The organism is Microbacterium sp. Ag1, from assembly GCF_001005635.1.
Classification (GTDB): Bacteria; Actinomycetota; Actinomycetes; order Actinomycetales; family Microbacteriaceae; genus Microbacterium; species Microbacterium oxydans.
This window is the reverse complement of the sequence record NZ_LBCR01000025.1, coordinates 26,312-53,259: the sequence shown is the minus strand read 5'-3', so window position 1 is coordinate 53,259 and position 26,948 is coordinate 26,312. Positions and strand designations below refer to the sequence as shown.

The window sequence follows — 26,948 nt, the reverse complement described above, 5'->3', positions numbered from 1 at the left end:
GCACTGTCGGTGACTGCACTGTCGGCGGTGTCGGAGAGGATGGCTGCATGTCCCTCGCTTCTGACCCGACTCGTCCGGAAGACGCATCGTCGGCGAACTGGAGGAGCATCCTCGGTCCGGCGCGCGTCGACGCCGATACGCCGCTCGCACTCGGCATCGAGCTCAGAGTGCGCGACGGCCGCGGGGCGAATCCGTGGGCATCCCGTCCCCAACGGACCGCGACCGCCCGCGACGTCGCGACACGCACAGGCGAGATCCTGCTCGGGATCCGGCCGCTCGAGCAGAGCCCCTCGACCGGGTCCTGGGTGCAGGGGACTGCGACCTGGGACGCGGTACGACGCTCGCCGACGCAGTACGGACGTGATCGCTCACGGTGGTTCGCCGACCTGCTCAGCATCGCGCGTGACACGCTCCTGTCCGGCACGGCCGGCGACTGGCTCGTCGCCGATCTGATCGAGTCAGGGCTCCTCTGGGGACATCTTCGCGCCGCCTCGGATGTCGGGATCCCTCTCGTCGCCATGCAGAAGAGCACGACCGTCGTGCTCGCCGATCGTGCCGAGATCCGCGCGACCGTCGGACGCGGCGACGACGGAGGTCTCACCGTGCACCCTCACATCGTGATCGACGGGCACGATGCGGAACCCTCCTCGGTGCAGACCATCGGACACAGCGGTGTCTACGAGATCTCCCAGCGGGGGAGTGAGATCAGGGTAACGCTCGCCGAGGTGCCACTCAGCGAGCCGGTGCACGCCCTGCTCGGTGCGAGGACAGGTCTCGAGGTTCCCCCGGGAGACGAGGGCGCGTTCTTCCGTGACGCCTACCCGCTGCTGGCACGTCGGATCGAGGTGCGCCCGACCGGTCGTGTCGAGCTCCCCGCACTGCCCGCCCCGCGCCCGGTGCTCGCGCTGTCATTCCTTAGAGGCGACACCGTCAAGTACATGTTCGAGTGGGAGTATCGCGGCTTCGGAAGGGTTCCGTTCGCGCAGGACGGGGATGCCGTGCGCGACACCGGCGCCGAAGATGTGCTCCGCGAGACTCTGCGTGCGGTGTGGGCCGATCACCTCGGAGAAGAGCTCGCCTCGACAGGCTCGTTCCATGATGTCGCGGCCGCCGAGTTCGTCACACGCCTCGTGCCCGCTCTCGAGGCCGAGGGCGTCGTGGTCGTGGTCTCGGGGCGTCGGAAGACTTATCACGAGCTCACGGGAGAGCCCGAGATCACGGTGTCGACAGTGGAGAGCAGCGACCGGGACTGGTTCGATCTCGGAGTCCTGGTCAAGATCGACGGACGCACCATCCCGTTCGAACCGCTGTTCACGGCGCTCAGCAAGGGCCGGAAGAAGCTCCTCCTCGTCGACGGCAGCTACTTCTCGCTGAATCATCGTGCCCTCGATCGGCTGCGCGAGCTGATCGACGAGGCAGGGGAGCTCGAGGAATGGGAGACCGGCCCGCGGATCAGCCGCTACCAGACGGATCTCTGGGAGGAGTTCGAAGACCTCGCGGATGAAGCTCTGCCCGCCGTCACCTGGCGCGCGACCGCCGAGGGCCTGCGCACCGCCGCCTCGGTGCCTGTCGTCGCCGTGCCGTCGGGTATCACTGCCGACCTCCGTCCGTACCAGCGTGAAGGGCTGGACTGGCTCGTCTTCCTGTGGAGCCATCGCCTCGGTGGCATCCTCGCCGACGACATGGGTCTCGGCAAGACGCTCCAACTGCTGGCACTCATCGTGCACGCGCGGGAAGCGGGGGAGCGGCGGCCCTTCCTCGTGGTGGTTCCCACCTCGGTGCTCGCCACCTGGCGCAACGAGGCGGCGCGGTTCGCCCCGACCTTGCGGGTGCTACTGCGGGGGTCCACACAGGGCCCGTCCCTCGACGAGGGCATCCGTGGGGCCGACGTCGTCATCACGACCTATTCTGTCGCCCGTCTCGACGAGGTCGAGTACGCGGGCATCGACTGGGCGGGTCTGATCCTCGACGAAGCACAGTTCGTGAAGAACCCGGAGACCAAGCTGCACCGGGCCGTCGCCTCCTTCCGAGCGGATGTGACGTTCGCCGTCACCGGAACACCGATGGAGAACAGCCTCAGCGAGCTCTGGGCTCTGCTGAAGCTCACCGCTCCCGGACTCTTCGCCTCTGCACGGAAGTTCCGCGAGCAGTACATCCAGCCGATCGAGCAGGGCAAGGTGCCGGAGAACGAGGAGGGCGGAGCCTATCGCCAGCGTCGTCTCGAGCAGCTGCGTCGGCGCATCCGACCACTCCTGCTCCGGCGTACGAAGGAGATCGTGGCGCCGGACCTGCCGGCGAAGCAGGAGCAGATCCTCGAGGTCGAACTCAGTGCCTCCCACCGCGCCCTCTACGACGTGGTCCTGCAGCGCGAACGCCAGAAGGTCCTCGGGCTGCTGGAAGACCTCGATCGCAACCGATTCATCGTGTTCCGCTCGCTCACCCTGATGCGCATGCTCAGCCTCGCACCGGCGCTGATCGATCCCGAAGACGCGAAGATCGGCTCCCGCAAGCTCGACGTGCTGATCGAGCGGGTGATCGAGCTGCAGGCGGAAGGCCACCGTGCGCTCGTGTTCAGCCAGTTCACGTCGTTCCTCGACCTGGCCGCGGCCCGCCTCGACGCCGCAGGCATCCCGTACGCGCACCTGGACGGTTCGACGCGGCATCGCCAGCAGGTGGTCGACGGGTTCACGTCCGGCGAGCAGCCCGTGTTCCTGATCAGCCTGAAGGCCGGAGGATTCGGTCTCACCCTGACCGAGGCCGACTACGTGTTCCTGCTCGACCCGTGGTGGAATCCGGCCGCCGAAGCGCAGGCGGTCGACCGCACGCACCGCATCGGCCAGGACAGCCAGGTGTTCGTCTATCGGATGATCGCCACCGGCACGATCGAGGAGAAGGTGCTCGACCTGCAGCGCCGCAAGGCACGGCTGTTCACCGCGGTACTGGACGACGAGGCGCTGTTCGCGCAGTCGCTCTCCGCCGACGATATCCGCGGGCTGTTCGACGGCTGACCGGAATACTCACGGCGGTGCCGACCGGTCGCACAGGGACCCCTCGGTACAATCGAACGGTTCACTTTCGGGAGGAATGCAATGCGGATCACGGGACTCGGCCACGCCGGGATGTTCATCGAGACGGTCGGCGGGAACATCATCTGCGACCCGGTCCTCGGACCGTCGTTCTACGGATCATGGTTCCCGTTCCCCGACAACCGCGGCCTGGACTGGGAGCGCTACGGCCGCGACGCCGACTTCCTCTGGATCTCGCACCGCCACCGCGACCACTTCGACCCGCGCCTCCTCGAGCGGTACATCCGCAAGGACATCGAGGTGCTGCTGCCCGAGTACCCGACGGATGATCTCGAGAAGGACATCCGCGCGCTCGGCTACACGAACATCACCTACGCCCCGGCCGGACAGGTGATCCAGCGGGGCGAGCTGAAGATGATGGTCACGCCGCTCCGAGCACCCAGCGACGGGCCGATCGGCGACTCCTCGCTGAGCGTCGACGACGGCACCGGCTCGATGCTGAACCAGAACGACTCGCACCCGCTCGACCTCGAGAAGCTCCTCGACTTCGGCAAGCCCGACGCATACTTCACCCAGGTGTCCGGCGCGATCTGGTGGCCCATGGTCTACGACCTGCCGCTCGACGCCAAGCAGAACTTCGCCCGACTCAAGCGCGAGGCGCAGAACAAGCGCGCCATGTACTACATCGAGAAGGTCGACGCCCCGCATGTCTTCCCGATGGCAGGGCCGCCCATGTTCCTCCGCGACGACCTGTTCGACTTCAACGGACTCGGAAAGAACGGCGAGTCGATCTTCACGGACCAGAAGCAGTTCCTCGCGCATATGAAGGAGCTCGCTCCGCAGTACGACGGACAGCTCTTCATCCCCGGCACCGTCGTCACGGTCGAGGGTGGAGAGGTGACGAGCGAGCAGACCCTGTACACCGAAGCGGAGATCGCCCACATCTTCGACGAGAAGTGGGAGTATCTCGAAGAGCAGCGCGCATCCCGTCAGCAGGAGATCCGCGACGAGGAGGCCTCCCGCGCCGAGATCATCCCGCCGGCCGAGATGCTGGCTGCGATCAAGGAGTGGTGGGAGCCGCTGCTGAAGAAGTCCCGCACGATCCGACTCGGCGTCGGCGGATGCGTCCGCTTCCGCATCGGCGAGCTGGACATGGTGGTCGACTTCCCCCGCGCCAAGGTCCGCGAGTACGCGGGCGAGGAGTGCATCTACTGGTACACGATCCCCGCCGATCTGGTCTCGACGAACATCGTCGACCACGAGATCGACTGGTCGAACTCGATCTTCCTCTCGATGCAGTTCTCGGTGGGCCGCAGCGGCAAGTTCAACGAGTTCCTCACCACGTTCCTCAAGTGCCTCTCGGTCGACCGGATCGAGTACGTCGAGAACTGGTACCAGGAGCAGACCGACCAGACGGAGGACGCCGAGATCGGCGACTGGGTCGTGCAGCGCCGCTGCCCCCATCTGCGCGCCGACCTCACCAAGACCGGCAAGGTCGATGAGGACGGCATCCTCACGTGCAGCATGCACGACTGGAAGTGGGACCTGAAGACGGGACGCTGCCTGTCCACGGCCGGGCACCCGATCCGTTCCTCGAAGATCGACGAAGTCACCGATCCCGTGCTGCAGGAGGCGAGCTGATCAGCGGAGGCCTGAGCGCTCCGATAGACTGACATCACAAGCAACCTTTAACACCGTCCTGTGAGGCGGAGAAGGGAGCGGCCGATGAGCATGCGCACTGTGCTGCACGAAGCCGACATCTCACGAGCGCTGACCCGGATCGCGCACGAGATCCTCGAATCCAATCGAGGCGCCGAGAACCTCGTCCTGCTGGGGATACCGACCCGCGGCGTCACTCTCGCCCATCGCCTCGGCCTGCTGATCAGCGAGATCGCGCAGCAGTCCGTCCCGGTCGGCTCCCTCGATGTGACGCTGTTCCGCGACGACCTCGCGAAGCACCCGACCCGCTCGCCGCAGCCGACGGAGATCCCCGTCGGGGGTATCGACGGCAAGACCGTGGTGCTCGTGGACGACGTGCTGTTCTCGGGCCGCAGCATCCGCGCGGCGCTGGACGCGATCCAGTCGATCGGACGTCCCTCCGTCGTGCGCCTGGCGATCCTCGTCGACCGCGGGCACCGGGAGCTCCCGATCCGCCCCGACTTCGTCGGCAAGAACATCCCCTCGGCCCGCACGGAGCGGGTCAACGTGCGCCTCTTCGAGAACGACGGGGCGGAGGAGGTGACGATCGGCGAATGAGACACCTCCTCGACACCCGCACCCTCGACAGGACCACCGCGCTTCGCATCCTCGACGTCGCCGAGGACATGTCCGACACGCAGTCGCGCGAGGTCAAGAAACTCCCGACGCTACGGGGCAAGACCGTGGTGAACCTCTTCTTCGAGGACTCCACCCGTACGCGCATCTCGTTCGAGGCCGCTGCCAAGCGCCTTTCCGCCGACGTGATCAACTTCGCCGCCAAGGGATCCAGCGTCTCCAAGGGCGAGAGCCTCAAGGACACCGCCCAGACGCTCGAGGCCATCGGCGCCGATGCGGTCGTGGTCCGGCACCCGGGTTCCGGCGCCCCGCAGACCCTCGCCACCAGCGGCTGGATATCGGCCGGTGTGGTGAACGCCGGAGACGGCACCCACGAGCACCCCACGCAGGCGCTGCTCGACGCCTTCACGATCCGCAAGCGCCGTTTCGGTGCCGAAAGCCGCGGACGGGATCTCAGCGGACTGCGTGTGGTGATCGTCGGCGATGTGCTGCACTCGCGGGTCGCACGGTCCAACGTCTGGCTGCTCACCACGCTCGGCGCGGACGTCACCCTGGTCGCGCCGCCGACGCTGGTTCCGCAGAACGTGTCGCTCTGGCCGGTCCGGGTCGTCTACGACCTCGACGAGGCGCTGGCGGACGAGCCGGATGCCGTCATGATGCTCCGCATTCAGCTGGAACGCATGAATGCCGCGTATTTCCCGACTGAGCGGGAGTATTCCCGCCGCTGGGGTCTTGACGCACGGCGTGTGGCCGCGCTTCCGGGCGGTAGCATTGTGATGCACCCCGGACCCATGAACCGGGGACTGGAGATCTCCTCCGAAGCTGCTGATTCCGCCCGTTCGACGGTGCTGGAACAGGTCACCAACGGAGTATCCGTCCGCATGGCGGTGCTGTACCTGCTGCTCGCAGGAGAACGAGACGACGAACGAGGGGGAGACCTGTGAACGAGACCCTCGTCATCACCGGTGCGCAGCTGCTCGGTGCCGAGAGCGCCGACATCATCATCGAGGACGGGCGGATCGCCGAGATCGGGACGGGTCTCACCCGCACCGGTGCGCGCGTGATCGACGCTGCGGGCCTGGTCGCGCTGCCGGGGCTCGTCGACCTGCACACCCACCTGCGCGAACCCGGCTACGAGGCGTCGGAGACGATCCTCACCGGTACCAGGGCAGCCGCCGCCGGCGGGTTCACCGCCGTGTTCGCGATGCCGAACACCTCGCCCGTGGCCGACACGGCGGGGGTGGTCGAGCAGGAACTCGCCCTCGGCGAGGCGGCCGGCTACGCGACGGTGCAGCCCATCGGGGCCGTCACCGTGGGGCAGAAGGGCGAGCGTCTCGCCGAGCTCGGCGCCATGGCCACCTCGCGCGCCCAGGTGCGCGTCTTCAGCGACGACGGCTTCTGCGTCTTCGACCCGCTCATCATGCGTCGGGCTCTGGAGTATGTGAAGTCCTTCGACGGCGTCATCGCGCAGCACGCCCAGGATCCCCGCCTCACTGAGGGGGCGCAGATGAACGAGGGAACGGTGTCCGCCGAGCTGGGCCTCGCCGGCTGGCCCGCGGTCGCGGAGGAGTCGATCATCGCGCGCGACGTGCTGCTGGCAGAGCACGTCGGCTCGCGGCTGCACGTCTGCCACCTGTCGACGGCGGGCTCCGTCGACATCATCCGGTGGGCCAAGAAGCGCGGCATCAGCGTCACCGCTGAGGTGACGCCGCATCACCTGCTGCTGACGGACGAGCTCGTGCGGGGATACGACGCGCGCTACAAGGTCAACCCGCCCCTGCGCCGGGAAGAGGATGTCCTCGCCGTGCGCGAGGGCCTCGCCGACGGTACGATCGACATCGTCGCGACCGACCACGCGCCGCACCCCAGCGAGCACAAGGCGTGCGAGTGGCAGGCTGCGGCGAACGGAATGGTGGGTCTCGAGAGCGCGCTGCGCGTCGTGCACCAGTCGATGGTGCACACCGGGCTGCTCGAGTGGGCGGACATCGCGCGCGTGATGAGTGCGGCACCGGCGCGGATCGGACGCCTCTCCGGCCACGGCACACCGCTCGAGGTCGGGCAGCCGGCGCAGCTCACGCTCTACGACGCGTCGGTGGACGGCGTCTTCACCGAGGCAGACCTGCACGGTCGCAGCGTGAACTCGCCCTATCTCGGCCGTGCTCTTCCCGGGCGGGTGGAGTACACGGTGCACGGCGGCGTCCTCACGGTCGACGGGGGCAGCGTCGTCGAGGAGCTCGGCGCATGAGCGCTCGGGATCTCGCCGTCGCGATCACCATCGCGGTCGCCCTCCTGGTGCTGCTGGTGATGCTGCGCGCCTGGCGACGACGAATCCGCCGCGATTCCGTGTTCTCGGCCCCGCTGGGTGTGCCCGAGCATGCGGAGGTCGCCCGCCGCGACGAGGTGCTGTACGTGTCGACGACACGGCACGGACAGCCGCTCGAGCGTCTCGCGGTGTCGCCTCTCGCATACCGGGCCCGCGGTGAGGTAGCCGTCACGGATCGCGGCATCGCCCTCTGCCTCGACGGCACGCCGACGGTCTTCCTGGCGAAAGACCGTCTCGTCGCCGTCGACCGCGCCACGGTCACGATCGACCGTGTCGTCGAGCCGGGTGGTCTCGTGCGCATCGCATGGAACATCGACGACGACACTGTGGTCGACAGCTACCTGCGCGTCGCCACCGGCGAACCTCAGAACCTCATCTCCGACCTGCAGCGGCTCGTCCCCGCCGCCCCCGACACAGGAGCAACGTCATGACACTCTCCACCACCCCCGAGCAGGCCTCAGCGGCCCGGCTCCCCGACCCTGCCGTCCTCGTCCTGGAAGACGGCACCCGCCACATCGGCCGCGCCTACGGCGCCCGTGGGCGCACTCTGGGCGAGGTGGTCTTCTCGACCGGCATGTCCGGCTACCAGGAGACGATCACCGACCCGTCCTACGCGGGGCAGATCGTGCTGCAGACGGCACCGCACATCGGCAACACCGGCATGAACGACGAAGACGCGGAATCGCGTCGCATCTGGGTCGCCGGCTACATCGTCCGCGACCCCTCGAGGGTGGTGTCGAACTGGCGTGCGAACGCCTCGCTCGATGACGTCCTCGTGGAGGACGGCATCGTGGGCATCAGCGGTATCGACACCCGATCGGTCACCCGACACATCCGCTCGGCGGGTTCAATGCGCGGTGGCATCTTCTCCGGTCCGGATGCCGCGCTCGACCCGGAGGAGCAGGTGCGCATCGTCCGCGAGGCCCCCGAGATGGCCGGCCGCAACCTGTCGGCGGAGGTCTCGGTCGACGTCGCCACCGTGACCACGGCACTGGGGGAGCGGATCGGCAACCTCGCCGTGCTCGACCTCGGCGTCAAGCAGGCGACGATCGACAACCTGGCCGCTCGCGGGTTCGAGGTGCACGTGCTTCCGCAGAACGTGACGATCGACGAGATCCGCGCCGTCGATCCCGTCGCCGTCTTCTACTCGAACGGGCCCGGCGACCCCGCGGCATCGGGTGACCACGTCGAGCTGCTGCGCTCGGTGCTCGACGAAGGACTCCCGTTCTTCGGCATCTGCTTCGGCAACCAGCTGCTCGGTCGGGCTCTCGGCCTCGGCACCTACAAGCTGCCGTTCGGACACCGTGGCATCAACCAGCCGGTGCTCGACAAGCAGACGGGCAAGGTCGAGATCACCGCCCACAACCACGGCTTCGCCGTCGAGGCGCCGATCGAGGGCACGTTCGACAGCCCCCACGGCTACGGCAAGGTGGAAGTCAGCCATGTCGGCCTCAACGACAACGTCGTGGAGGGACTCCGCGCCCTCGACATCCCGGCCTTCTCGGTGCAGTACCACCCCGAGGCGGCTGCGGGCCCCCACGATGCCAACTACCTCTTCGACAGGTTCCGCGACCTGGTCATCGCCAGCCAGAAGGACTCCAAGTAATGCCCAAGCGCGACGACATCAACTCCGTCCTCGTCATCGGCTCCGGCCCGATCGTCATCGGTCAGGCCTGCGAGTTCGACTACTCCGGCACCCAGGCGTGCCGCGTGCTGCGCGAGGAGGGCGTCAGGGTCATCCTGGTCAACTCCAACCCGGCCACCATCATGACCGATCCCGACTTCGCCGATGCGACGTACATCGAACCGATCACCCCTGAGGTCATCGAGACGATCATCGCCAAGGAGAAGCCGGATGCCATCCTCCCGACACTCGGTGGGCAGACCGCTCTGAACGCGGCCATGGCGCTCGATGAGCGCGGCATCCTCGCGAAGTACGGCGTCGAGCTCATCGGCGCCAAGGTCGATGCGATCAAGAAGGGCGAGGACCGCCAGGTCTTCAAGGAGCTCGTGCTCGAAGCGGGCGCCGACGTCGCGAAGAGCGTCATCGCCCACACCATGGATGACCTCCTCGCCGGTGCCGAGAAGCTCGGCTACCCGCTCGTGGTGCGCCCGTCGTTCACGATGGGCGGCCTCGGTTCCGGCTTCGCCTACGACGAGGAGGACCTGCGTCGTATCGGAGGCGCCGGTCTGCGTGACTCCCCGACGACCGAGGTGCTCCTGGAGGAGTCGATCCTCGGCTGGAAGGAGTACGAGCTCGAGCTCATGCGCGACACGGCCGACAACACGGTCGTCGTCTGCTCGATCGAGAACGTCGACCCGGTCGGCGTGCACACGGGTGACTCGATCACGGTGGCCCCGGCGCTGACCCTCACCGACCGCGAGTACCAGAAGATGCGCGACATCGGCATCGACATCATCCGCGCCGTCGGCGTCGACACCGGCGGTTGCAACATTCAGTTCGCGGTCGACCCGGCGAACGGGCGCATCATCGTGATCGAGATGAACCCGCGCGTCTCGCGCTCGAGCGCCCTCGCCTCGAAGGCCACCGGCTTCCCGATCGCGAAGCTCGCCGCGAAGCTCGCCCTCGGCTACCGCCTCGACGAGATCCCGAACGACATCACCGGGGTCACGCCGGCGAGCTTCGAGCCGACGCTCGACTACGTCGTCGTCAAGGTGCCTCGCTTCGCGTTCGAGAAGTTCCCTGCGGCGGACGCCACGCTCACCACGACCATGAAGTCGGTCGGCGAGGCCATGGCCATCGGCCGCAACTACGCCACCGCGCTGCAGAAGGCGCTGCGCTCGCTCGAGAAGCGCGGCTCCAGCTTCCACTGGGGCGAGGAGACCCGTTCGGTGGAAGAGCTCCTGGAGGTCGCCAAGACGCCGACCGACGGCCGGATCGTCACGCTGCAGCAGGCGCTGCGCAAGGGCGCGACGGTCGAGCAGGCCTTCGAGTCGACGGCAATGGATCCGTGGTTCCTCGACCAGATCGTGCTGATCAACGAGGTCGCGGAGATCGTGCGGACGGCTCCCGAGCTGGACGCCGCGACTCTCCGTTACGCCAAGGAGCACGGTTTCTCCGACGCGCAGCTCGCTGAGCTCCGCGGCACGTCCGAGACCGAGGTCCGCGGCGTCCGCCATGGCCTCGGCATCCGTCCGGTGTACAAGACCGTCGACACGTGCGCCGGCGAGTTCCCCGCTCTCACGCCCTACCACTACTCGAGCTACGACTTCGAGACCGAGGTCGCTCCGTCCGAGCGCACCAAGGTGGTCATCATCGGCTCTGGGCCGAACCGCATCGGTCAGGGCGTCGAGTTCGACTACTCGTGCGTGCACGCGTCGTTCGCGCTCTCCGATGCCGGGTTCGAGACCATCATGGTCAACTGCAACCCGGAGACGGTCTCGACCGACTACGACACCTCCGATCGCCTTTACTTCGAGCCGCTGACGCTCGAGGACGTGCTCGAGGTGCTCGACGCGGAGGCGGCGAGCGGCACCATCCTCGGCGTCGTGTGCCAGCTGGGCGGCCAGACGCCGCTGGGACTCGCGAAGGGCATCGAAGCGGCCGGCTACACGGTCCTCGGCACGAGTCCGGAGGCGATCGACCTCGCCGAGGAGCGCGAGCTGTTCTCCCGTCTGCTCGACGAGGCGGGTCTCGTCGCACCGCGCAACGGCACGGCGATCGACGTCGACGGAGCGGTGAGCATCGCCGAGGAGATCGGTTACCCGGTGCTCGTGCGTCCGAGCTTCGTGCTCGGCGGGCGAGGCATGGAGATCGTCTACGACACGGCGTCGCTGCGCGACTACTTCGTGCGCACCGCAGGCGAGGTCGTCATCGAGGAGGGCAAGCCGCTGCTGGTGGACCGATTCCTCGACGATGCGATCGAGCTGGACGTGGACGCCCTCTACGACGGCACCGAGCTGTACATCGGCGGCGTCATGGAGCACCTGGAGGAGGCCGGTATCCATTCCGGCGACTCCAGCTGCACGTTGCCTCCCGTCTCGCTGGGTCGCACGGACGTCGACCGCGTGCGCGAGGCCACCCTCGCCATCGCGAAGGGCGTGGGCGTGCGCGGACTGCTCAACGTGCAGTTCGCCATCAGCGCCGGCGTGCTCTACGTGATCGAGGCGAACCCGCGCGCCAGCCGCACGGTGCCGTTCGTCTCCAAGGCGCTGGGCATCCCGATGGCGAAGGCCGCGAGCCGCATCATGACCGGTTCCACCGTCGCCGAGCTGCGCGCCGAGGGCATGCTGCCGGAGCAGGACGGCTCGCGTGTCCCGCTGGACGCTCCGGTCTCGGTCAAGGAGGCTGTGCTGCCCTTCAAACGGTTCCGCACCGCCGACGGCAAGACGGTCGATTCCGTGCTCGGACCGGAGATGCGCTCCACCGGCGAGGTCATGGGCATCGACCGTGACTTCCCGACGGCGTTCGCCAAGAGCCAGGCTGCCGCCTACGGGGGCATGCCCACGTCCGGCACCGTGTTCATCTCGGTGGCCGACTCGGACAAGCGTGCGGTCATCCTTCCCGCGCACCGCCTGCAGCAGCTCGGCTTCACGATCGTCGCGACCGAGGGCACCGCGGAGATCCTCTCGCGCAACGGCATCGCCGTGACGGTCGTCGAGAAGTACAGCGAGACGCAGGAGTCGGGCGCCCGGAACATCGTCGACCTCATCAACGACGGGGAGATCGACATCGTCGTGAACACTCCGTCGGGTGGCGCCGCTCGCGCCGACGGCTACGAGATCCGCGCTGCGGCCGTCGCCGCCGACAAGGCGCTGTTCACCACGATCGCCGTGCTCGGCGCAGCGGTGAGCGGAATGGACGCCGCCCATGAGGGCTTCCAGGTGAAGAGCCTCCAGGAGTACGCGCTGGACCGGAAGGCGGCACTGTGAGCCGACGCTTCGGCGAACGCGTACGGGCAGCGCTGCACGCGCACGGCCCTCTCTGCGTCGGAATCGACCCCCACGCGGCCCTGCTCGCCGCGTGGGGGCTCCCCGACGACGCGCGCGGTGTGCGGGACTTCGGTCTGCGCACGGTCGAGGCGGCCGCGGGGCGAGTGGCTCTCGTGAAGCCCCAGGTGTCGTTCTTCGAGCGCTTCGGCTCGCGGGGCGTCGCCGCGATGGAAGACGTGCTCGCGGCCGCACGGGCGGCCGATCTGCTCGTGATCGCCGATGCCAAGCGCGGGGACATCGGATCGACCATGGGCGACTACGCGCGCGCATGGCTCACACCCGGCTCGCCCTTGGAAGCCGACGCGTTCACCGTCAGCCCCTTCCTCGGCGTGGGCGCCCTCGACGGGGCGTTCGCCCTCGCCGAGGAGCACGGCAAGGGAGTCTTCGTCCTCGCCGCGACCAGCAACCCCGAGGCCGAGGGGCTGCAGCGCGCAGTCACCTCGACAGGTGAGACCGTCTCCGGATCGGTGATCGGCGAGGTCTCCGCCCGCAACGCCGCGCTGGCAGACGCGGGGGAGTGGGGCAGCTTCGGCTTCGTGATCGGTGCGACCGTGGATTGGGACCTCGCGGGAATCCACCCGTTCGGACCCGTGGCTCCCATCCTCGCTCCCGGCTTCGGCGCGCAGGGCGCAACGCCTGCCGACCTCCGGGTGCGCTTCGGGCCCATGTCGGATGCGGTGATCGCGAGCGAGAGCCGCAGCATCCTCGGCGCCGGACCCGATCATTTGGTTGCCACGATCACCGCTCGCGCGGCCGAGTACTTGGAGGTGGCGCGTGCCTGACGCGCAGCGTACGGTTCCCGAGGTCGACAGGGCGGCCGCCGCACGCCGTGCCGTGGAGCGTCGACGCGCGAGAGCGTCGGTGAAACGCGACCTCACGATGCGCGTGGTGACGCCGCAGACGGTACTGCACCGCGCGACGGCGGACGCCGACTCGGTTGAGGGATCGATGCGCATCACCGACTTCCTGCTGGCGCTCCCCGCGATCGGTGCGGGCAAGCGCGACCGCGTGCTGGAAGAGCTGCACATCTCGCCGGTCAAGCGTCTCGGAGGGCTCGGCACTCGGCAGCGTCGGGTGCTGGAGGCCTGGCTGGACTCCCGGTTCCCGCCCGCGGCTCCCCGCGGCGCACGCAGTCGGCTCTTGGTTCTCGCGGGTCCCACCGCCGTGGGAAAGGGCACGGTCGCCGCGCACATCCGCGAGCACAACCCGGAGATCCACCTCTCGGTCTCGGCCACGACCCGGCCCCCGCGTCCCGGCGAGATCGACGGGGTGCACTACTACTTCGTGGACGACGACGAGTTCGACCGGTTGATCGCCGACGGGGAGCTGCTCGAGTACGCCGTGGTGCACAACCGCTCGCGGTACGGCACGCCGCGGGCGCCGATCGACGCCGCTCTCGCCGAAGGCAAGACGGTACTGCTCGAGATCGACCTGCAGGGCGCGCGCCAGGTGCGTGCCGCCGAACCGGCTGCGACGCTGATCTTCCTGCTGCCTCCGAGCTGGGACGAACTGGTGCATCGACTGGTCGGCAGGGGCACGGAAGACGCCGAGGAAAGGGCCAGGAGGCTGCGTACCGCGAAGGTCGAACTCGCCGCTCAGAACGAGTTCGATCACCTCATCGTGAACGAGGACGTCGCCACTGCGGCCCGCGAGGTCGTAGAATTGTCTACAAGCTCTGCGCGCTGAGCGTCTTCGCGCGCCTTTCGCACCGTCTTCGCGACGATCCCGTCGCCTGATCAGGAGGTCTCACCATGGCCGGACACAACAACGGCATCATCGATCCCCCCATCGACAACCTGCTCGACCGCGTCGACTCGAAGTACGAGCTCGTCATCTACGCCGCGAAGCGCGCGCGTCAGATCAACGACTACTACTCCGACCTGCACGAGGGAAACCTCTTCGACAACGTCGGCCCGCTCGTGGACTCGTCCGTCGAGGACAAGCCGCTCACGATCGCGCTGCACGAGATCAACGAGGACAAGCTCCGCCTTCGTCACGCAGAGTGATATTCCAGGCCGCGCCTCCGTTCTGTCGGAGGCGCGGTCCAGAATGGGTGCAACACCCTCTCTCTGTCCGTCCCGTTCTGGAGTATCGATGAGCGCCCTGCGTCTGTTCACGTCCGAGTCCGTCACCGAGGGACATCCGGACAAGATCTGCGATCAGATCTCCGACAGCATCCTCGACGGGCTCATCGCGAAGGACAAGGGCTCCCGCGTCGCTGTCGAGACACTCGTCACGACCGGGCTCGTCCACGTGGCCGGCGAGATCCGCACCGAGGCCTACGTCGACATCCCCACGATCGTCCGCCAGGTCGTGAACGGCATCGGCTACACCTCCAGCGACACCGGCTTCGACGGCTCCTCCTGCGGTGTCAGCGTCTCGGTGGGCGAACAGTCGACCGACATCGCCCACGGCGTCGACAGCGCCCAGGAGCACCGCGACGGGTCTTCGATCGATCCGCTGGACGGGCTCGGTGCCGGCGACCAGGGCATCATGTTCGGCTTCGCCACGAACGAGACGCCGCAGCTGATGCCGATGGCCGCCTGGACGGCACACCGCCTCGCCGAGCGGCTCACCGAGGTGCGTCGCAACGGCCAGCTGCCGTTCCTGCGCCCCGACGGCAAGACACAGGTCACGCTCGGCTACGACGGCTTCACGCCGAAGACCGTCGATGCGGTCGTCGTCTCGACCCAGCACCACCCCGACATCTCGCAGGATGACGTCAAGGCCCAGGTCCGGGAACACGTGATCGATCCCGTGCTCGCGACCACAGGCCTCGACCTCGACGACGTCACCCTGTACATCAACCCCGCCGGGCCCTTCGTCACGGGCGGCCCCAAGGGGGACGCGGGTCTGACCGGTCGCAAGATCATCATCGACACCTACGGCGGAGCCTCGCGTCACGGGGGAGGTGCCTTCAGCGGCAAGGACCCGTCGAAGGTCGACCGGTCCGGCGCGTACGCAACGCGGTGGGTCGCCAAGAACGCCGTCGCCGCGGGGCTGGCCGACCGTCTCGAGGTGCAGGTGGCCTACGCCATCGGCGTCGCACGCCCGGTCGGTCTGTACGTGGAATCGTTCGGCACGGGCAAGGTGTCGGACGAGATCATCACCCGCGCGATCAACGAGGTGTTCGATCTCCGCCCGCAGGCGATCATCGAGCAGCTCGAACTGCTGCGCCCGATCTACGCGCAGACCGCGGCCTACGGGCACTTCGGCCGTGAGCTCCCGGACTTCACCTGGGAGCGCACCGACCGCGTCGAAGAGCTGCGCCGCGCCGCCGGTCTCTGATGGGACCGCGGTCCTGATGCCTGCGGAGAGCCGGCGCATCGCGCGCGTGCTCCTCGATTCCCCTCTTCCGCAACTCGATCGGCTCTTCGACTACGCCCTTCCCCCTGAGCTGGGGGATGTGCCCCTGGGAGTTCGCGTTCGCGTGCCCCTGCGCACCGCCGGACGCGTGATCGACGGCTACGTCGTCGACATCGACGCGGAGGACGATGCCGACCGGGCGCTCTCGGAGGTCGAGAGCGTCGTGTCTCCGGTGCCCGTGCTTCCCACGCGTCTGCACGCTCTCGCTCGTCGCGTCGCCGACCGGGCAGCGGGCTCGGCCTCCGACGTGTTGCGCCTGGTGATCCCCAAACGTCAGGTACGCGTCGAGAAGGCGTGGACGGCCGATACGCCCGCCGAGGTCCCCGACGCCGATGCTCTGGCCGTGGCGGAGAGCACGGTCGATCTGTACGAGGGGCTCGGCGCCGTTCTCGACTCCGGTGGTCGCGCCGCGGTCGAGGCGATTCCCCAGCTCGTCGACGGCGTGCAGGGCTGGGCCCGTCTGCTTGCGGCATCGGCAGCGCGGATGCTCGCCGCGGGGCGATCATCGATCATCGTCGTCCCGGACAGTCGCGATCTCGATCGACTCCTCGCGGCTCTGGAGGCGCTCGTCCCCGCCGCCGCAGTGGTCCGTCACGACTCCCGGCAGACGAACCCCGACCGTTATCGTGGCTTCCTCCGCACGCTCGAAGACGCCCCGTGCATCGTGGTGGGCAACCGCTCGGCCGTGTACTCACCCGTCGTCGCGGGCCTGGTCGCGATCTGGGACGACGGCGACCCGCTTCTCGGGGAACCGCTGGCCCCGTATGTGAATGCACGGGACGCGGCACTGCTGCGTCAAGAGCTGGAGGGGTCGGCGCTGCTCTTCGCCGGCCACACGCGCACGACGGATGTCGAACGGCTGGTCGTCCTCGGCTGGCTGCAGGACGTCAGAGCAGCACGTCGAGTGCTGCCGCGAGTCGTCCTCAGCACGCCCCAGGAGATGGAGCAGCCGACGGCTCAGCGGATGCCGTCGTCCGCGTTCCTCGCCGCACGCACCGCGGCGGCGGAGGGCCCGGTGCTCGTGCAGGTCTCGCGCCCCGGATTCTCTCCCTCACTGGTGTGCGCGGACTGTCGAGCGCCCGCCCGGTGCGCCCACTGCGGCGGTCCACTCGGTGCGAAGCATCGCGGTGCCGTGCCGGTGTGCGGATGGTGCGGACGCGGTGCCAGTGCCTGGACGTGTCCTGCCTGCTCGTCGACGAAGCTTCGCCTGGCTTCGTCCGGCAGCGAGCGCACGGCCGACGAGCTGGGGCGCGCGTTCCCCGGTGTGCGGGTGATCGTCGCGGACGGCGCTCATCCGGTGGAGCGGGTTCCGGCGAAGCCCGCACTCGTCGTCGCGACCCGTGGTGCCGAGCCGATCGCCGATGGGGGATACCGTGCCGTCGTGCTGCTCGACGGGCCGAGGATGCTCCAGGCCCCCGACCTGCGGGTCGCCGAGTCCTGTCTGCGGTGGTGGTCGAACGCGGCCGCGCTGGCGGCTCCCGGCGCGCCCGTGCATCTCGTGGGCGTCAACGGGGCGGCCGCGAAGGCGCTGGCCACCTGGAACCAGGCCGGCCATGCCCGATCGGAGCTGGAGAGCAGAGCACCTCTGCACATGCCTCCGACGACGCGCGTGGCGCTCGTGCAGGGATCGGTCCCCGCCGTCGCCGATGCCCTCGCCGCACTCAGCGATCTCGCCCTGCCCTCGGACGCGGTGCTCGGGCCCGTCCCGGTCGAGACCGACGACGTGCCCCCACGGGTGCGTGCGCTCGTGCGCTTCGACTACGGTGCCGGAGCGCGGGTGGCGACGGCCCTGCGCGCGGCGGTCGTCGCCGAAGCCGTGAGCGGTCGTCGCCGAAAGGGGCGCGCCACCAAGAGCACCCTCTCCGTCCGCCTCGATATCCTCGAACCAGAGCTCTGACCCTTCCGGAGAACATTCATGCGCCTCGTCTTCGCCGGCACACCGGCCGCCGCCGTCCCCAGCCTCCAGCGACTCGCGGAGTCCCACGACATCGCTGCGGTCATCACACGTCCCGACGCCCCTCTGGGGCGTCGTCGCACCCTGACCCCGTCTCCGGTGGCGCAATCGGCGGTCGGACTGGGTCTTCCCGTGATCAAGACGGCGCGCCTGGACGACGCGGCGACATCGGAGATCTCCGCGATCGAGGCGGACCTCGGGGTGATCGTGGCGTACGGCGGGCTCGTGCGCGAGCCTCTGCTGTCCGCGCCCCGCGCGGGGTGGATCAATCTGCACTTCTCGCTGCTGCCGGCCTGGCGCGGAGCCGCTCCTGTCCAGCGCGCGCTGATCGCCGGGGATCAGGTGCTCGGCGCGAGCGTCTTCCAGCTGGTCGCGGAACTCGATGCCGGCGATGTCTTCGCCATGCGTGAGGTCGATATTCCCCCTACGACCACCGCAGGGGAGGCACTCGAGCTCCTCGCCGCCGACGGCGCGCAGCTCCTCGCCGAGGTGGTCTCCGCGATCGCCGAGGGTACGGCGTCGTCGATACCGCAGCAGGGAGAGCCCACCTTCGCGGCCAAGCTCACGCTCGCGGACGGATTGCTCGATTGGAGTCGGCCGCTCGACACCGTGTTCGCTCATTTCCGCGGTGTGACCCCGGAACCGGGTGCGCACACCACGGTCGCAGGTCAACCCCTCAAGGTGCTCGAAGCCACGCCGGCCCCGGATGCCGATCCCCTCGCGCCGGGGCGGCTCCGCGGCACCAAGACGGCTCTCCACATCGGCACCGGTACCGGTGCACTCGCGGTGACCAGGGTCCAGCCGGCAGGCAAGGGCGCGATGAACGCTGTCGACTGGTGGCGCGGTCTGCGTGGAGGCGACGAACTGGTGGCCGGTTCATGAGCGAAGAACGACGGAACCGTAGGACGGAACCGAAGAACGCCGGTCCGCGTGGCGCGCAGCGATCGGGAGACGCGCATCGCGGGGGGCAGCGCGGTCCCGCCCGCACCGTGCAGCCCGCGAGACGAGTCGCGTACGGCGTGCTGCGTGCGGTCTCCGAGACCGATGCCTATGCGAACCTCGTGCTGCCCTCCGCGATCGCCGAAGCGCAACTCAGCCCCCAGGACGCTGCTCTCGCGACCGAGCTGACGTACGGCACGCTGCGCCGGCTCGGCACCTACGACGCGATCATCGCCGCGGCGGCGGATCGTTCTCCCGACAGCATCGATCCCGCCGTCCTCGACGCTCTGCGCCTCGCCGTGCATCAGCTGCTGGCGACGCGGGTGGCTTCGCACGCCGCGGTGAACGAGTCGGTGAACCTGGTCGCGACGGAGTCAGGGCGTGGAGCATCGAGCTTCGCGAACGCCGTGCTCCGTCGCATCGCCCGGGAATCAGGCGACGAGTGGCAGGAACGCATCGAGAGCAGCGCACGCTCCGACGACGAACGACTCGCCCTGCGTTCCGCGCACCCGGTGTGGGTGATCCGCGCTCTGCGTCGTGCTCTGATCGCCGAGGGGCGTGGCGAGGAGCTGGAGGCGCTTCTCGAGGCCGACAACGCCTCACCCGATGTCACGCTCGTCGCGCTCCCCGGGCTCGCCGAGCCGGGGGAGCCTCGTCTGCCGTACGCGCCCACGGCCTTCGCCTCGGCCGGCGGCGACCCCCGGCATGCCGTCGAGGCGTCCAGTGGGACCGTGCGCGTGCAGGACGAGGGATCCCAGCTCGTGGCACTGGCCTTGGCCGGCGCCGCGCCCATCACCGCCGGTGAGCGCTGGCTCGACCTGTGCGCGGGGCCAGGTGGCAAGACGGCGCTCCTCGCTGCTGTCGCCCGTGAGCATGACGTCACTCTGGAGGCGAACGAGGTCGTCCCGGTGAGGGCCCGATTGGTGCGCAAGGCATTGCGGGCCGTCCCCGGTGAGATCGAGGTGCACGAGCAGGACGGGCGGACTCTGGGCGCATCCCGGCCGGGGGAGTTCGACCGCATCCTCGTCGATGCCCCCTGCACGGGTCTGGGGGCGCTGCGGCGGCGCCCTGAAGCGAGGTGGCGGAAGTCCCCGGCCGACGTCGCCGAGCTCGTGCCGCTCCAGGTCGAGCTGCTCTCTGCCGCGCTCGATGCCCTCGCCCCTGGCGGGATCGTCGCGTATGTCACGTGCTCTCCTCATCTCGCGGAGACCACGGGCGTGGTGAAGGAGGTGCTCCGCGACCGTGCAGATGTGCGCGAGCTCGATGCGCGGGCCGTCATCGCGGATGTCGCCATGGCCCCGATCGATCTCGCGGACGACGGCAGGGTCGGTTCCGGCAGCGCACAGCTCTGGCCGCATCGTCACGGGACGGATGCGATGTTCCTCGCGCTCCTGCAGCGCTCATCGATCGACGACACCTCATCCGGGAAGGAAGACTAGGACTGTGGAACTCCCTCGCGCCCCGCGCATCAACCCGAGTATCCTCGCCGCCGACTTCGTGAACATGCAGGCGGATCTCGCCAAGATCGCGACCGCCGACTTCGCGCACGTCGACGTGATGGACAACCACTTCGTGCCCAACCTGACGTTCGGGCCGCAGATGGTGGAGCGCATCCAGGCCACCAGCCCGATCCCGCTCGACGTGCACCTGATGATCACGGACCCCGAGCGGTGGGCGCCCGAGTATGCCGAGATCGGCGCCGCGAGCGTGACTTTCCACCTCGAGGCCGCCGATGAGCCCGTCGCCCTCGCCCGTCGTCTTCGTGATATCGGTTCTCGAGCCGGGGTCGCGGTGAAGCCGGCGACACCTGTCGAATCGCTCTTCGAGGTCCTCGACGAGTTCGACCAGATCCTCGTGATGACCGTGGAGCCCGGCTTCGGCGGGCAGAGCTTCATGCCGGAGACGATGCCGAAGCTGCGCGCTCTCGCGGAAGAAGCCCGTCGGCGCGGCTCCCGTGTCTGGCTCCAGGTCGACGGCGGCATCTCGGACCGCACGATCGAGATCGCCTCCTCCGCGGGCGCCGATACATTCGTCGCGGGCTCGGCCGTCTACGGGGCTGACGACATCGAGGCGGCCGTCACCCGGCTGAGAGACCTCGCCCGAGCCGCTAGCCTGGAAGCGTGAAGACTTTCGACGAGCTGTTCGCCGAGCTCAGCGTCAAGGCCGAGACCCGCCCTGCCGGATCGGGCACCGTCGCCGAGCTCGACGGCGGCGTGCACACGATCGGCAAGAAGATCGTGGAAGAGGCCGCCGAGGTGTGGATGGCGTCGGAGTACGAGTCCGACGAGGCCGCCGCCGAGGAGATCTCCCAGCTGCTGTACCACGTCCAGGTGATGATGCTCGCGAAGGGGCTCAGCCTGCAGGACGTCTATCGACATCTGTGATGCGCTCCGTTCCGATCCCCTCGAACTGAAAGCCATCCATGCTGCGCATCGCCGTTCCCAACAAGGGCTCGCTCTCCGAGACCGCCGCCGACATGCTCGCCGAGGCGGGCTACGCCGGCCGACGAGACCCCAAGACCCTGCACGTCATCGACGCCGACAACGACGTCGAGTTCTTCTTCCTCCGTCCCAAGGACATCGCCACCTATGTCGGCTCCGGCGCGATCGACGTCGGCATCACCGGTCGTGACCTGCTGCTCGATGCACGCATGCCCGGTGCGCGCGAGATCGAAGCTCTCGGCTTCGCCGGCTCGACGTTCCGCTTCGCCGCGCCGACCGGACGCTACACCGATGTGAGCGAGCTCGACGGGCTCCGCATCGCGACGTCGTACCCCGGCCTCGTCGACGCGTTCCTCGACGAGCGTGACATCGCCGTCGACCTGGTGCCCCTCGACGGCGCCGTGGAGTCCGCGGTCCGCCTCGGTGTCGCCGACGCCGTCGCCGATGTCGTCGAGACCGGTACGACGCTGCGTCAGGCCGGGCTCGAGGTGTTCGGCCCCGTGATCCTGGAGTCGGAGGCGGTGCTCATCGCCGGACCCGTCGACGCCGAGGGCGCGGACACGCTGCTTCGCCGCCTGCGCGGTGTGATGGTCGCTCGACGCTTCGTCATGATCGATTACGACCTTCCGGTCGCCCTCCTCGATGACGCCGTGAAGATCGCCGGGGGCGTGGAGTCGCCGACGGTCTCGCCGCTGCGTGACCCCGAGTGGGTGGCCGTGCGCGTCATGGTGGCTCGTTCCCGGGTCAACCCCGTCATGGACGCTCTCTACGCGCTGGGTGCACGGGCCATCCTCGTCACCGCGATCCACAACGCGAGGCTCTGATGACGCTCGCGAGCCGTGTCATCCCGTGTCTCGACGTCGCCGATGGGCGCGTCGTCAAGGGCGTGAACTTCGAGAACCTGCGCGACATGGGCGACCCCGTCGAGCTCGCCAGGCACTACGCGGCGCAAGGTGCGGACGAGATCACCTTCCTCGATGTCACCGCGACCGTCGACGCCCGCGCCACGACGTATGACGTCGTGCAGCGGACGGCGGAGCAGGTGTTCGTGCCGCTCACCGTCGGCGGGGGAGTGCGCAGCGTCGACGACGTGGCGCGCCTGCTGTCGGTCGGCGCGGACAAGGTCGGCGTGAACTCGGCGGCCATCGCGCGCCCGGAGCTCATCGGCGAGATCGCCGACCGCTTCGGTGCGCAGGTGCTCGTGCTCTCGCTCGACGTGAAGCGCGCACCCACGACTCACTCGGGCTTCGTCGTCACCACGCACGGCGGCCGCACGCAGACCACTCTCGACGCCCTCGACTGGGCTCGGGAGGCGGCGGAGCGCGGAGCGGGCGAGCTTCTCGTCAACTCGATCGATGCGGACGGCACCAGAGACGGCTTCGACCTGGAGCTCGTGCGCCTGATGCGGGAGGCGGCGTCCGTGCCCGTCATCGCGTCGGGCGGTGCCGGACAGGCATCGGACTTCGCGCCCGCCATCAAAGCCGGTGCCGACGCCGTGCTCGCGGCCAGCGTGTTCCACACCGGCGCGCTCACGGTCGGCGACGTCAAGGACGCGCTTCGCGCGGAGGGGGTTCTCGTCCGATGAGCGACGCGGAAGCACAGACGACATCCGTCGACGAGCGCATCGCGCAGGTCGCCTTCAACGCCGACGGGCTCGCGCCGGTCATCGTGCAGCAGTGGGACACGCGCGAGGTGCTGATGCTCGCCTGGGTCGACGCCGAGGCGCTGCGACGCACCCTGACCTCCGGACGGGCGACCTACTGGTCCCGGTCCCGCCGGGAGTACTGGCGCAAGGGCGACACGTCCGGACACATCCAGGTCGTGCACGAGGCGCGTCTGGACTGCGACGGCGATGCGATCCTGCTCCTCGTGGCCCAGACCGGCCCCGCCTGCCACACCGGCACGCGCACCTGCTTCGACACGAACGACCTCGAGGCCGTCACCGGAACGGATCGGTCATGAGCCTCGCGAAACGCGGTCGCGCGCTGTCCGTCTCCGGCTTCCTTCTCGCCGGGGCGATCGGCATCATCTCGTCGACTCAGACCTGGCTGACCGTGGAGCGCGCCGACGCGGGCGAGGCGATCCTGGTCCCCGGGGCGTCCGCCCTGGTGCTTCTCGCCCCGCTCAGCCTGGCTGTGCTCGCTCTCGGCGCCGCGCTGTCGATCGCGGGCACGCCGGTGCGCCTCGTGTTCGGCGTGCTCGCGGCGGCGACAGCCGTGTTCCTCGGTTGGTCGACTCTCCAGCTGCTGCTCTCCGAACCCTTCGACGCCGTCGGGGCCACCGTGACCGAGGTGACCGGATTGGCGGGAGGTATGGCGGTCCATGAGGTGGTCGCGAGCATCGTGCCTTCGGCCTGGCCGTACATCGCGCTCGTGGGCTGGGCGATCCTGCTGGCGGCCTCGGTCGTGGTCCTCACGACGTGGCGCGGGTGGAAGGCCGGTGGACGCCGATACCGCACCGACCGCGTCGATGTCCCGCACGACGGGCCCGTCGATGCCGTCGATTCCTGGGACGAGCTGTCCCGGGGAACCGATCCGACACGCTGACCCCGATAGACTGAATCCGAACCGCACGTCGTCCCCCGGAGGAGAACATGACCAACCCGATCGCCGATCCCGGCCACGGACACTCGCCTGCCGCTTGGACCGCTGTGGTCATCATGCTGGTCGGCTTCGCCGCCGCCACGGTCGCGTTCTGCTTCGAGCAGCCCGTCCTCGTCATCGCCTCGGTGGCCCTCGTCCCGATCGGCGCGATCGTCGGCTGGGCGCTGGCAAAGGCCGGTTACGGCGTGAAGGGTCCGAAGTACGCTCCGAAGGCGCACTAATGGTGCTCGCCGACCTGACGGCCGGCGCTGTCGCAGACGCCGAGCGTCGCGCCCTGTCGCGACCGCTGGCCGCCCTCGAGCGAGACGCTCTCGCCCGTCCCGCAGCGAAGGACGCACTCTCGTTCCTCGCCCCTGCGGATCGCGTGAAGATCATCGCCGAGGTCAAGCGTGCGAGTCCCTCGAGAGGCGCACTCGCCGACATCCCCGACCCGGCTCTTCAGGCATCGCTGTATGAGACGGGCGGTGCGTCCGCGATCAGCGTGCTCACGGAGGAGCGTCGTTTCGGTGGCAGCCTCGCCGACCTCGAGGCGGTCACGGCGCGGGTCTCGCTCCCCGTGCTGCGCAAGGACTTCATCGCGTCCCGCTACCAGGTGCTCGAGGCACGTGCAGCCGGCGCCGATCTCGTCCTGCTCATCGTCGCCGGCCTCGAGCCCGACGTGCTGCGCGATCTCTTCGGCTTCATCGGCGAGCTGGGCATGACGCCGCTCGTCGAGACGCATTCCGCTGACGAGCTCGAAGCCGCGGTCGACCTCGGCGCCCCCCTGATCGGCGTCAACGCGCGGGACCTGAAGACCCTCGAACTCGATCGTGACCTGTTCGGGCGCCTGGTCGAGCGCATCCCCGACACGGCGGTCAAGATCGCGGAGTCGGCGGTGCTCACTCCCGCTGACGTCGTGCACTACCGTTCCGCGGGCGCCGACGTCGTGCTGATCGGCGAGGCGCTCGTGACCGGCGACCCCGTCGCCACCCTCAAGAGTTTCCTGGAGGCATGATGAGCCTGCGCGACCAGCACGGCCCCTTCTTCGGCGAGTTCGGCGGGCGGTACATGCCCGAGTCGCTCATCGCGGCGATCGATGAGCTCACGGTGGCCTACGAGGCCGCGATCGTCGACCCGTCGTTCCGCGACGAGCTCGCGCATCTGCTCAGCTCCTATGCCGGGCGCCCCTCCGCGATCACCGAGGTCCCGAGATTCGCCGAACATGCCGGCGGTGCGCGCATCTTCCTCAAGCGCGAAGACCTCAACCACACCGGGTCCCACAAGATCAACAACGTGCTCGGCCAGGCTCTGCTCACCAAGCGCCTCGGCAAGACCCGCGTGATCGCGGAGACCGGTGCCGGACAGCACGGCGTGGCGACGGCGACGGCGGCAGCGCTGTTCGGTCTGGACTGCACCATCTACATGGGCGAGGTCGACACCGAACGGCAGGCGCTCAACGTGGCTCGCATGCGCCTCCTCGGCGCCGAGGTGGTCCCGGTGACCTCCGGCTCGCGCACGCTCAAGGACGCGATCAACGACGCCTATCGTGACTGGGTCGCTTCGGTGGAGACCACCAACTACATCTTCGGCACGGCGGCGGGTCCGCACCCGTTCCCGGCGATGGTCCGCGACTTCCAGAAGATCATCGGCGAAGAGGCCCGCGCGCAGCTGCTCGACGAAGTGGGACGGCTTCCCGATGCGGTCATGGCGTGCGTCGGCGGCGGCTCCAACGCGATCGGCATGTTCGACGCGTTCCTCGATGACGAGGGTGTCCGACTCTACGGGGTCGAGGCCGCCGGCGACGGCGTCGACACCGAGAAGCACGCGGCATCGATCGAGCGCGGCCGCCCTGGCGTGCTCCACGGTGCGAAGACCTACGTCCTCCAGGATGCCGACGGCCAGACGATCGAGTCCCACTCCATCTCGGCCGGTCTCGACTACCCCGGTGTCGGCCCCGAGCACTCCTGGCTCGCCGACATCGGTCGCGCCGAGTACATCCCGGCGACCGACGACGAGGCGATGCAGGCGTTGCGTCTGCTCAGCCGGACCGAGGGGATCATCCCCGCCATCGAATCGGCACACGCCCTCGCCGGGGCACTGCGCATCGGTCGCGAGCTCGGTCCCGACGGCTTGATCGCCGTCTGCCTGTCCGGTCGCGGCGACAAGGACATGGACACCGCGGCCCGCTACTTCCAGCTCTACGACGAGGCCGCTCTGGCCCACGACGTCGAGCAGGAGAGCGAAGAGGAAGAACGCATCGCGAAGGGGGAACCGCAGCTGTGAGCCGCGTCGAACAAGCCATCCAGCGTGCGCAGGACGCCGGCCGCAGCGCCTTCGTCGGGTACCTGCCCGTCGGCTTCCCCGATCTCGAGACGAGCATCCAGGCAGCCATCGCCCTGGCCGAGAACGGCGTCGACATCATCGAGCTGGGACCGCCGTACAGCGACCCGGTGATGGACGGCGCGATCATCCAGGAGGCGACCACCAAGGCTCTGGCTGCGGGTTTCCGGATGGCCGACCTCTTCACGGCGATCCGCGCCATCACGGCGGCCACCGATGTCCCCGTGCTCGTGATGACCTACTGGAACCCTGTTCTGCAGTACGGCATCGATCGCTACGCGGATGACCTGCTCGCCGCGGGCGGTGCCGGGCTTATCACGCCGGACATCACGCCGGACGCGGCAGGGGAGTGGATCGCAGCCAGCGAGCGGACCGGCCTCGACCGGGTGTTCCTGGCGGCGCCGACCTCCTCCGATGAACGACTCGACCTGGTGGTGAAGTCCTCCACGGGGTTCGTGTACACGGTCTCGACGATGGGCATCACGGGGGAGCGCGCCGAACTCGACCGCGCTGCCCGTACCCTCGTCGGACGCCTGCGGGCGCACGGAGCTCACCGCGCCTGCGTCGGAATCGGCATCTCCACCGCCGAGCAGATCGCCGGAGTCTCCGAGTACGCCGACGGCGCCATCGTCGGCACGGCGCTCGTCCGCGCTCTGCGTGATGGCGGAGTACCGGCCCTCGCAGAAGTCACCCGAAACCTGGCCTCCGGCACTTCGTCGGCACGCCCCGATCACGAGAACTAGAATCGCA

At 68.8% G+C, this 26,948-nt stretch carries 25 protein-coding genes; all 25 read left to right on the top strand.

What is annotated here, in order from left to right; translation table 11 throughout:
* Nucleotides 1-47: 47 nt before the first annotated feature.
* The 25 genes from AAY78_RS04415 (at nt 48) to trpA (ending at nt 26,941) form a co-directional block, all read left to right on the top strand.
* Nucleotides 48-3,008 carry a DEAD/DEAH box helicase gene (locus AAY78_RS04415; protein WP_046747144.1) on the top strand — a complete coding sequence of 987 codons (2,961 nt, stop codon included), beginning with the start codon at nt 48-50 and terminating at the stop codon, nt 3,006-3,008.
* Nucleotides 3,009-3,089: 81 nt separating this feature from the next.
* On the top strand, nt 3,090-4,667 hold the full coding sequence (locus tag AAY78_RS04410; RefSeq protein ID WP_046747143.1) for a Rieske 2Fe-2S domain-containing protein: 1,578 nt from the start codon (nt 3,090-3,092) through the stop codon (nt 4,665-4,667).
* A gap of 84 nt (nt 4,668-4,751) precedes the next feature.
* Nucleotides 4,752-5,282, top strand: coding sequence for a bifunctional pyr operon transcriptional regulator/uracil phosphoribosyltransferase PyrR (pyrR, locus tag AAY78_RS04405; RefSeq protein WP_046747142.1), 531 nt, complete (start codon nt 4,752-4,754; stop codon nt 5,280-5,282).
* Nucleotides 5,279-6,244, top strand: coding sequence for an aspartate carbamoyltransferase catalytic subunit (locus tag AAY78_RS04400; RefSeq protein WP_046747141.1), 966 nt, complete (start codon nt 5,279-5,281; stop codon nt 6,242-6,244). Before pyrR ends, AAY78_RS04400 begins: the two co-directional genes overlap by 4 nt.
* Nucleotides 6,241-7,545 (top strand): dihydroorotase, encoded by a 1,305-nt coding sequence (locus tag AAY78_RS04395; RefSeq protein WP_046747140.1) that lies wholly within the window; start codon nt 6,241-6,243, stop codon nt 7,543-7,545. The genes AAY78_RS04400 and AAY78_RS04395 overlap by 4 nt, the downstream gene beginning before the upstream one ends.
* Entirely contained in the window at nt 7,542-8,054 is a 513-nt protein-coding gene (locus tag AAY78_RS04390) for a PH-like domain-containing protein (protein ID WP_046747139.1), read from the top strand. Before AAY78_RS04395 ends, AAY78_RS04390 begins: the two co-directional genes overlap by 4 nt.
* Nucleotides 8,051-9,229 carry a glutamine-hydrolyzing carbamoyl-phosphate synthase small subunit gene (gene carA, locus AAY78_RS04385; protein WP_046747138.1) on the top strand — a complete coding sequence of 393 codons (1,179 nt, stop codon included), beginning with the start codon at nt 8,051-8,053 and terminating at the stop codon, nt 9,227-9,229. Before AAY78_RS04390 ends, carA begins: the two co-directional genes overlap by 4 nt.
* Nucleotides 9,229-12,516 carry a carbamoyl-phosphate synthase large subunit gene (gene carB / locus AAY78_RS04380; RefSeq protein ID WP_046747137.1) on the top strand — a complete coding sequence of 1,096 codons (3,288 nt, stop codon included), beginning with the start codon at nt 9,229-9,231 and terminating at the stop codon, nt 12,514-12,516. Before carA ends, carB begins: the two co-directional genes overlap by 1 nt.
* Nucleotides 12,513-13,358 carry an orotidine-5'-phosphate decarboxylase gene (gene pyrF, locus AAY78_RS04375; protein ID WP_046747136.1) on the top strand — a complete coding sequence of 282 codons (846 nt, stop codon included), beginning with the start codon at nt 12,513-12,515 and terminating at the stop codon, nt 13,356-13,358. The genes carB and pyrF overlap by 4 nt, the downstream gene beginning before the upstream one ends.
* Nucleotides 13,351-14,262: a guanylate kinase gene (gmk, locus tag AAY78_RS04370; RefSeq protein WP_046747135.1), complete on the top strand. Its 912-nt coding sequence runs from the start codon at nt 13,351-13,353 to the stop codon at nt 14,260-14,262. Before pyrF ends, gmk begins: the two co-directional genes overlap by 8 nt.
* Nucleotides 14,263-14,327: 65 nt before the next feature.
* The gene (gene rpoZ, locus AAY78_RS04365; RefSeq protein WP_017204385.1) at nt 14,328-14,582 is read left to right on the top strand and encodes a DNA-directed RNA polymerase subunit omega; all 255 of its coding nucleotides are present in this window, start codon (nt 14,328-14,330) and stop codon (nt 14,580-14,582) included.
* A gap of 88 nt (nt 14,583-14,670) precedes the next feature.
* Nucleotides 14,671-15,864, top strand: a complete 1,194-nt coding sequence (metK, locus tag AAY78_RS04360; RefSeq protein WP_046747134.1) for a methionine adenosyltransferase — start codon at nt 14,671-14,673, stop codon at nt 15,862-15,864.
* A gap of 16 nt (nt 15,865-15,880) precedes the next feature.
* Nucleotides 15,881-17,839 carry a hypothetical protein gene (locus AAY78_RS04355; RefSeq protein ID WP_046747133.1) on the top strand — a complete coding sequence of 653 codons (1,959 nt, stop codon included), beginning with the start codon at nt 15,881-15,883 and terminating at the stop codon, nt 17,837-17,839.
* Between the two features lie 18 nt (nt 17,840-17,857).
* Nucleotides 17,858-18,778, top strand: coding sequence for a methionyl-tRNA formyltransferase (gene fmt / locus AAY78_RS04350; protein ID WP_046747132.1), 921 nt, complete (start codon nt 17,858-17,860; stop codon nt 18,776-18,778).
* Nucleotides 18,775-20,274: an RsmB/NOP family class I SAM-dependent RNA methyltransferase gene (locus AAY78_RS04345; protein WP_231589652.1), complete on the top strand. Its 1,500-nt coding sequence runs from the start codon at nt 18,775-18,777 to the stop codon at nt 20,272-20,274. The genes fmt and AAY78_RS04345 overlap by 4 nt, the downstream gene beginning before the upstream one ends.
* 4 nt (nt 20,275-20,278) lie before the next feature.
* Complete coding sequence (gene rpe / locus AAY78_RS04340) at nt 20,279-20,959, top strand: ribulose-phosphate 3-epimerase (protein WP_046747131.1); 681 nt, start codon at nt 20,279-20,281, stop codon at nt 20,957-20,959.
* Nucleotides 20,956-21,219 (top strand): phosphoribosyl-ATP diphosphatase, encoded by a 264-nt coding sequence (locus AAY78_RS04335; protein ID WP_045265324.1) that lies wholly within the window; start codon nt 20,956-20,958, stop codon nt 21,217-21,219. The genes rpe and AAY78_RS04335 overlap by 4 nt, the downstream gene beginning before the upstream one ends.
* Before the next feature lie 38 nt (nt 21,220-21,257).
* The gene (gene hisG / locus AAY78_RS04330; protein WP_046747130.1) at nt 21,258-22,100 is read left to right on the top strand and encodes an ATP phosphoribosyltransferase; all 843 of its coding nucleotides are present in this window, start codon (nt 21,258-21,260) and stop codon (nt 22,098-22,100) included.
* Entirely contained in the window at nt 22,100-22,861 is a 762-nt protein-coding gene (hisF, locus tag AAY78_RS04325) for an imidazole glycerol phosphate synthase subunit HisF (protein WP_046747129.1), read from the top strand. The genes hisG and hisF overlap by 1 nt, the downstream gene beginning before the upstream one ends.
* The gene (gene hisI, locus AAY78_RS04320) at nt 22,858-23,238 is read left to right on the top strand and encodes a phosphoribosyl-AMP cyclohydrolase (RefSeq protein WP_046747128.1); all 381 of its coding nucleotides are present in this window, start codon (nt 22,858-22,860) and stop codon (nt 23,236-23,238) included. The genes hisF and hisI overlap by 4 nt, the downstream gene beginning before the upstream one ends.
* Nucleotides 23,235-23,822 carry a Trp biosynthesis-associated membrane protein gene (locus AAY78_RS04315; RefSeq protein ID WP_046747127.1) on the top strand — a complete coding sequence of 196 codons (588 nt, stop codon included), beginning with the start codon at nt 23,235-23,237 and terminating at the stop codon, nt 23,820-23,822. Before hisI ends, AAY78_RS04315 begins: the two co-directional genes overlap by 4 nt.
* A gap of 47 nt (nt 23,823-23,869) precedes the next feature.
* Nucleotides 23,870-24,100, top strand: a complete 231-nt coding sequence (locus AAY78_RS04310) for an HGxxPAAW family protein (protein WP_046747126.1) — start codon at nt 23,870-23,872, stop codon at nt 24,098-24,100.
* A gap of 2 nt (nt 24,101-24,102) precedes the next feature.
* Nucleotides 24,103-24,873, top strand: coding sequence for an indole-3-glycerol phosphate synthase TrpC (trpC, locus tag AAY78_RS04305; protein WP_171010952.1), 771 nt, complete (start codon nt 24,103-24,105; stop codon nt 24,871-24,873).
* A complete protein-coding gene (gene trpB / locus AAY78_RS04300) occupies nt 24,873-26,141 on the top strand; it encodes a tryptophan synthase subunit beta (protein WP_046747124.1) in 1,269 nt (422 codons plus the stop codon). The genes trpC and trpB overlap by 1 nt, the downstream gene beginning before the upstream one ends.
* Entirely contained in the window at nt 26,138-26,941 is an 804-nt protein-coding gene (gene trpA, locus AAY78_RS04295) for a tryptophan synthase subunit alpha (protein ID WP_046747123.1), read from the top strand. Before trpB ends, trpA begins: the two co-directional genes overlap by 4 nt.
* Nucleotides 26,942-26,948: the final 7 nt, after the last annotated feature.

Coding starts and splice junctions, on each gene's coding strand:
- AAY78_RS04415 (WP_046747144.1), top strand. CDS start 48: ATGTCCCTCGCTTCTGACCCGACTCGTCCGGAAGACGCATCGTCGGCG.
- AAY78_RS04410 (WP_046747143.1), top strand. CDS start 3,090: ATGCGGATCACGGGACTCGGCCACGCCGGGATGTTCATCGAGACGGTC.
- pyrR (WP_046747142.1), top strand. CDS start 4,752: ATGAGCATGCGCACTGTGCTGCACGAAGCCGACATCTCACGAGCGCTG.
- AAY78_RS04400 (WP_046747141.1), top strand. CDS start 5,279: ATGAGACACCTCCTCGACACCCGCACCCTCGACAGGACCACCGCGCTT.
- AAY78_RS04390 (WP_046747139.1), top strand. CDS start 7,542: ATGAGCGCTCGGGATCTCGCCGTCGCGATCACCATCGCGGTCGCCCTC.
- carA (WP_046747138.1), top strand. CDS start 8,051: ATGACACTCTCCACCACCCCCGAGCAGGCCTCAGCGGCCCGGCTCCCC.
- carB (WP_046747137.1), top strand. CDS start 9,229: ATGCCCAAGCGCGACGACATCAACTCCGTCCTCGTCATCGGCTCCGGC.
- rpoZ (WP_017204385.1), top strand. CDS start 14,328: ATGGCCGGACACAACAACGGCATCATCGATCCCCCCATCGACAACCTG.
- metK (WP_046747134.1), top strand. CDS start 14,671: ATGAGCGCCCTGCGTCTGTTCACGTCCGAGTCCGTCACCGAGGGACAT.
- AAY78_RS04355 (WP_046747133.1), top strand. CDS start 15,881: ATGCCTGCGGAGAGCCGGCGCATCGCGCGCGTGCTCCTCGATTCCCCT.
- fmt (WP_046747132.1), top strand. CDS start 17,858: ATGCGCCTCGTCTTCGCCGGCACACCGGCCGCCGCCGTCCCCAGCCTC.
- AAY78_RS04345 (WP_231589652.1), top strand. CDS start 18,775: ATGAGCGAAGAACGACGGAACCGTAGGACGGAACCGAAGAACGCCGGT.
- hisG (WP_046747130.1), top strand. CDS start 21,258: ATGCTGCGCATCGCCGTTCCCAACAAGGGCTCGCTCTCCGAGACCGCC.
- hisF (WP_046747129.1), top strand. CDS start 22,100: ATGACGCTCGCGAGCCGTGTCATCCCGTGTCTCGACGTCGCCGATGGG.
- hisI (WP_046747128.1), top strand. CDS start 22,858: ATGAGCGACGCGGAAGCACAGACGACATCCGTCGACGAGCGCATCGCG.
- AAY78_RS04315 (WP_046747127.1), top strand. CDS start 23,235: ATGAGCCTCGCGAAACGCGGTCGCGCGCTGTCCGTCTCCGGCTTCCTT.
- AAY78_RS04310 (WP_046747126.1), top strand. CDS start 23,870: ATGACCAACCCGATCGCCGATCCCGGCCACGGACACTCGCCTGCCGCT.
- trpB (WP_046747124.1), top strand. CDS start 24,873: ATGAGCCTGCGCGACCAGCACGGCCCCTTCTTCGGCGAGTTCGGCGGG.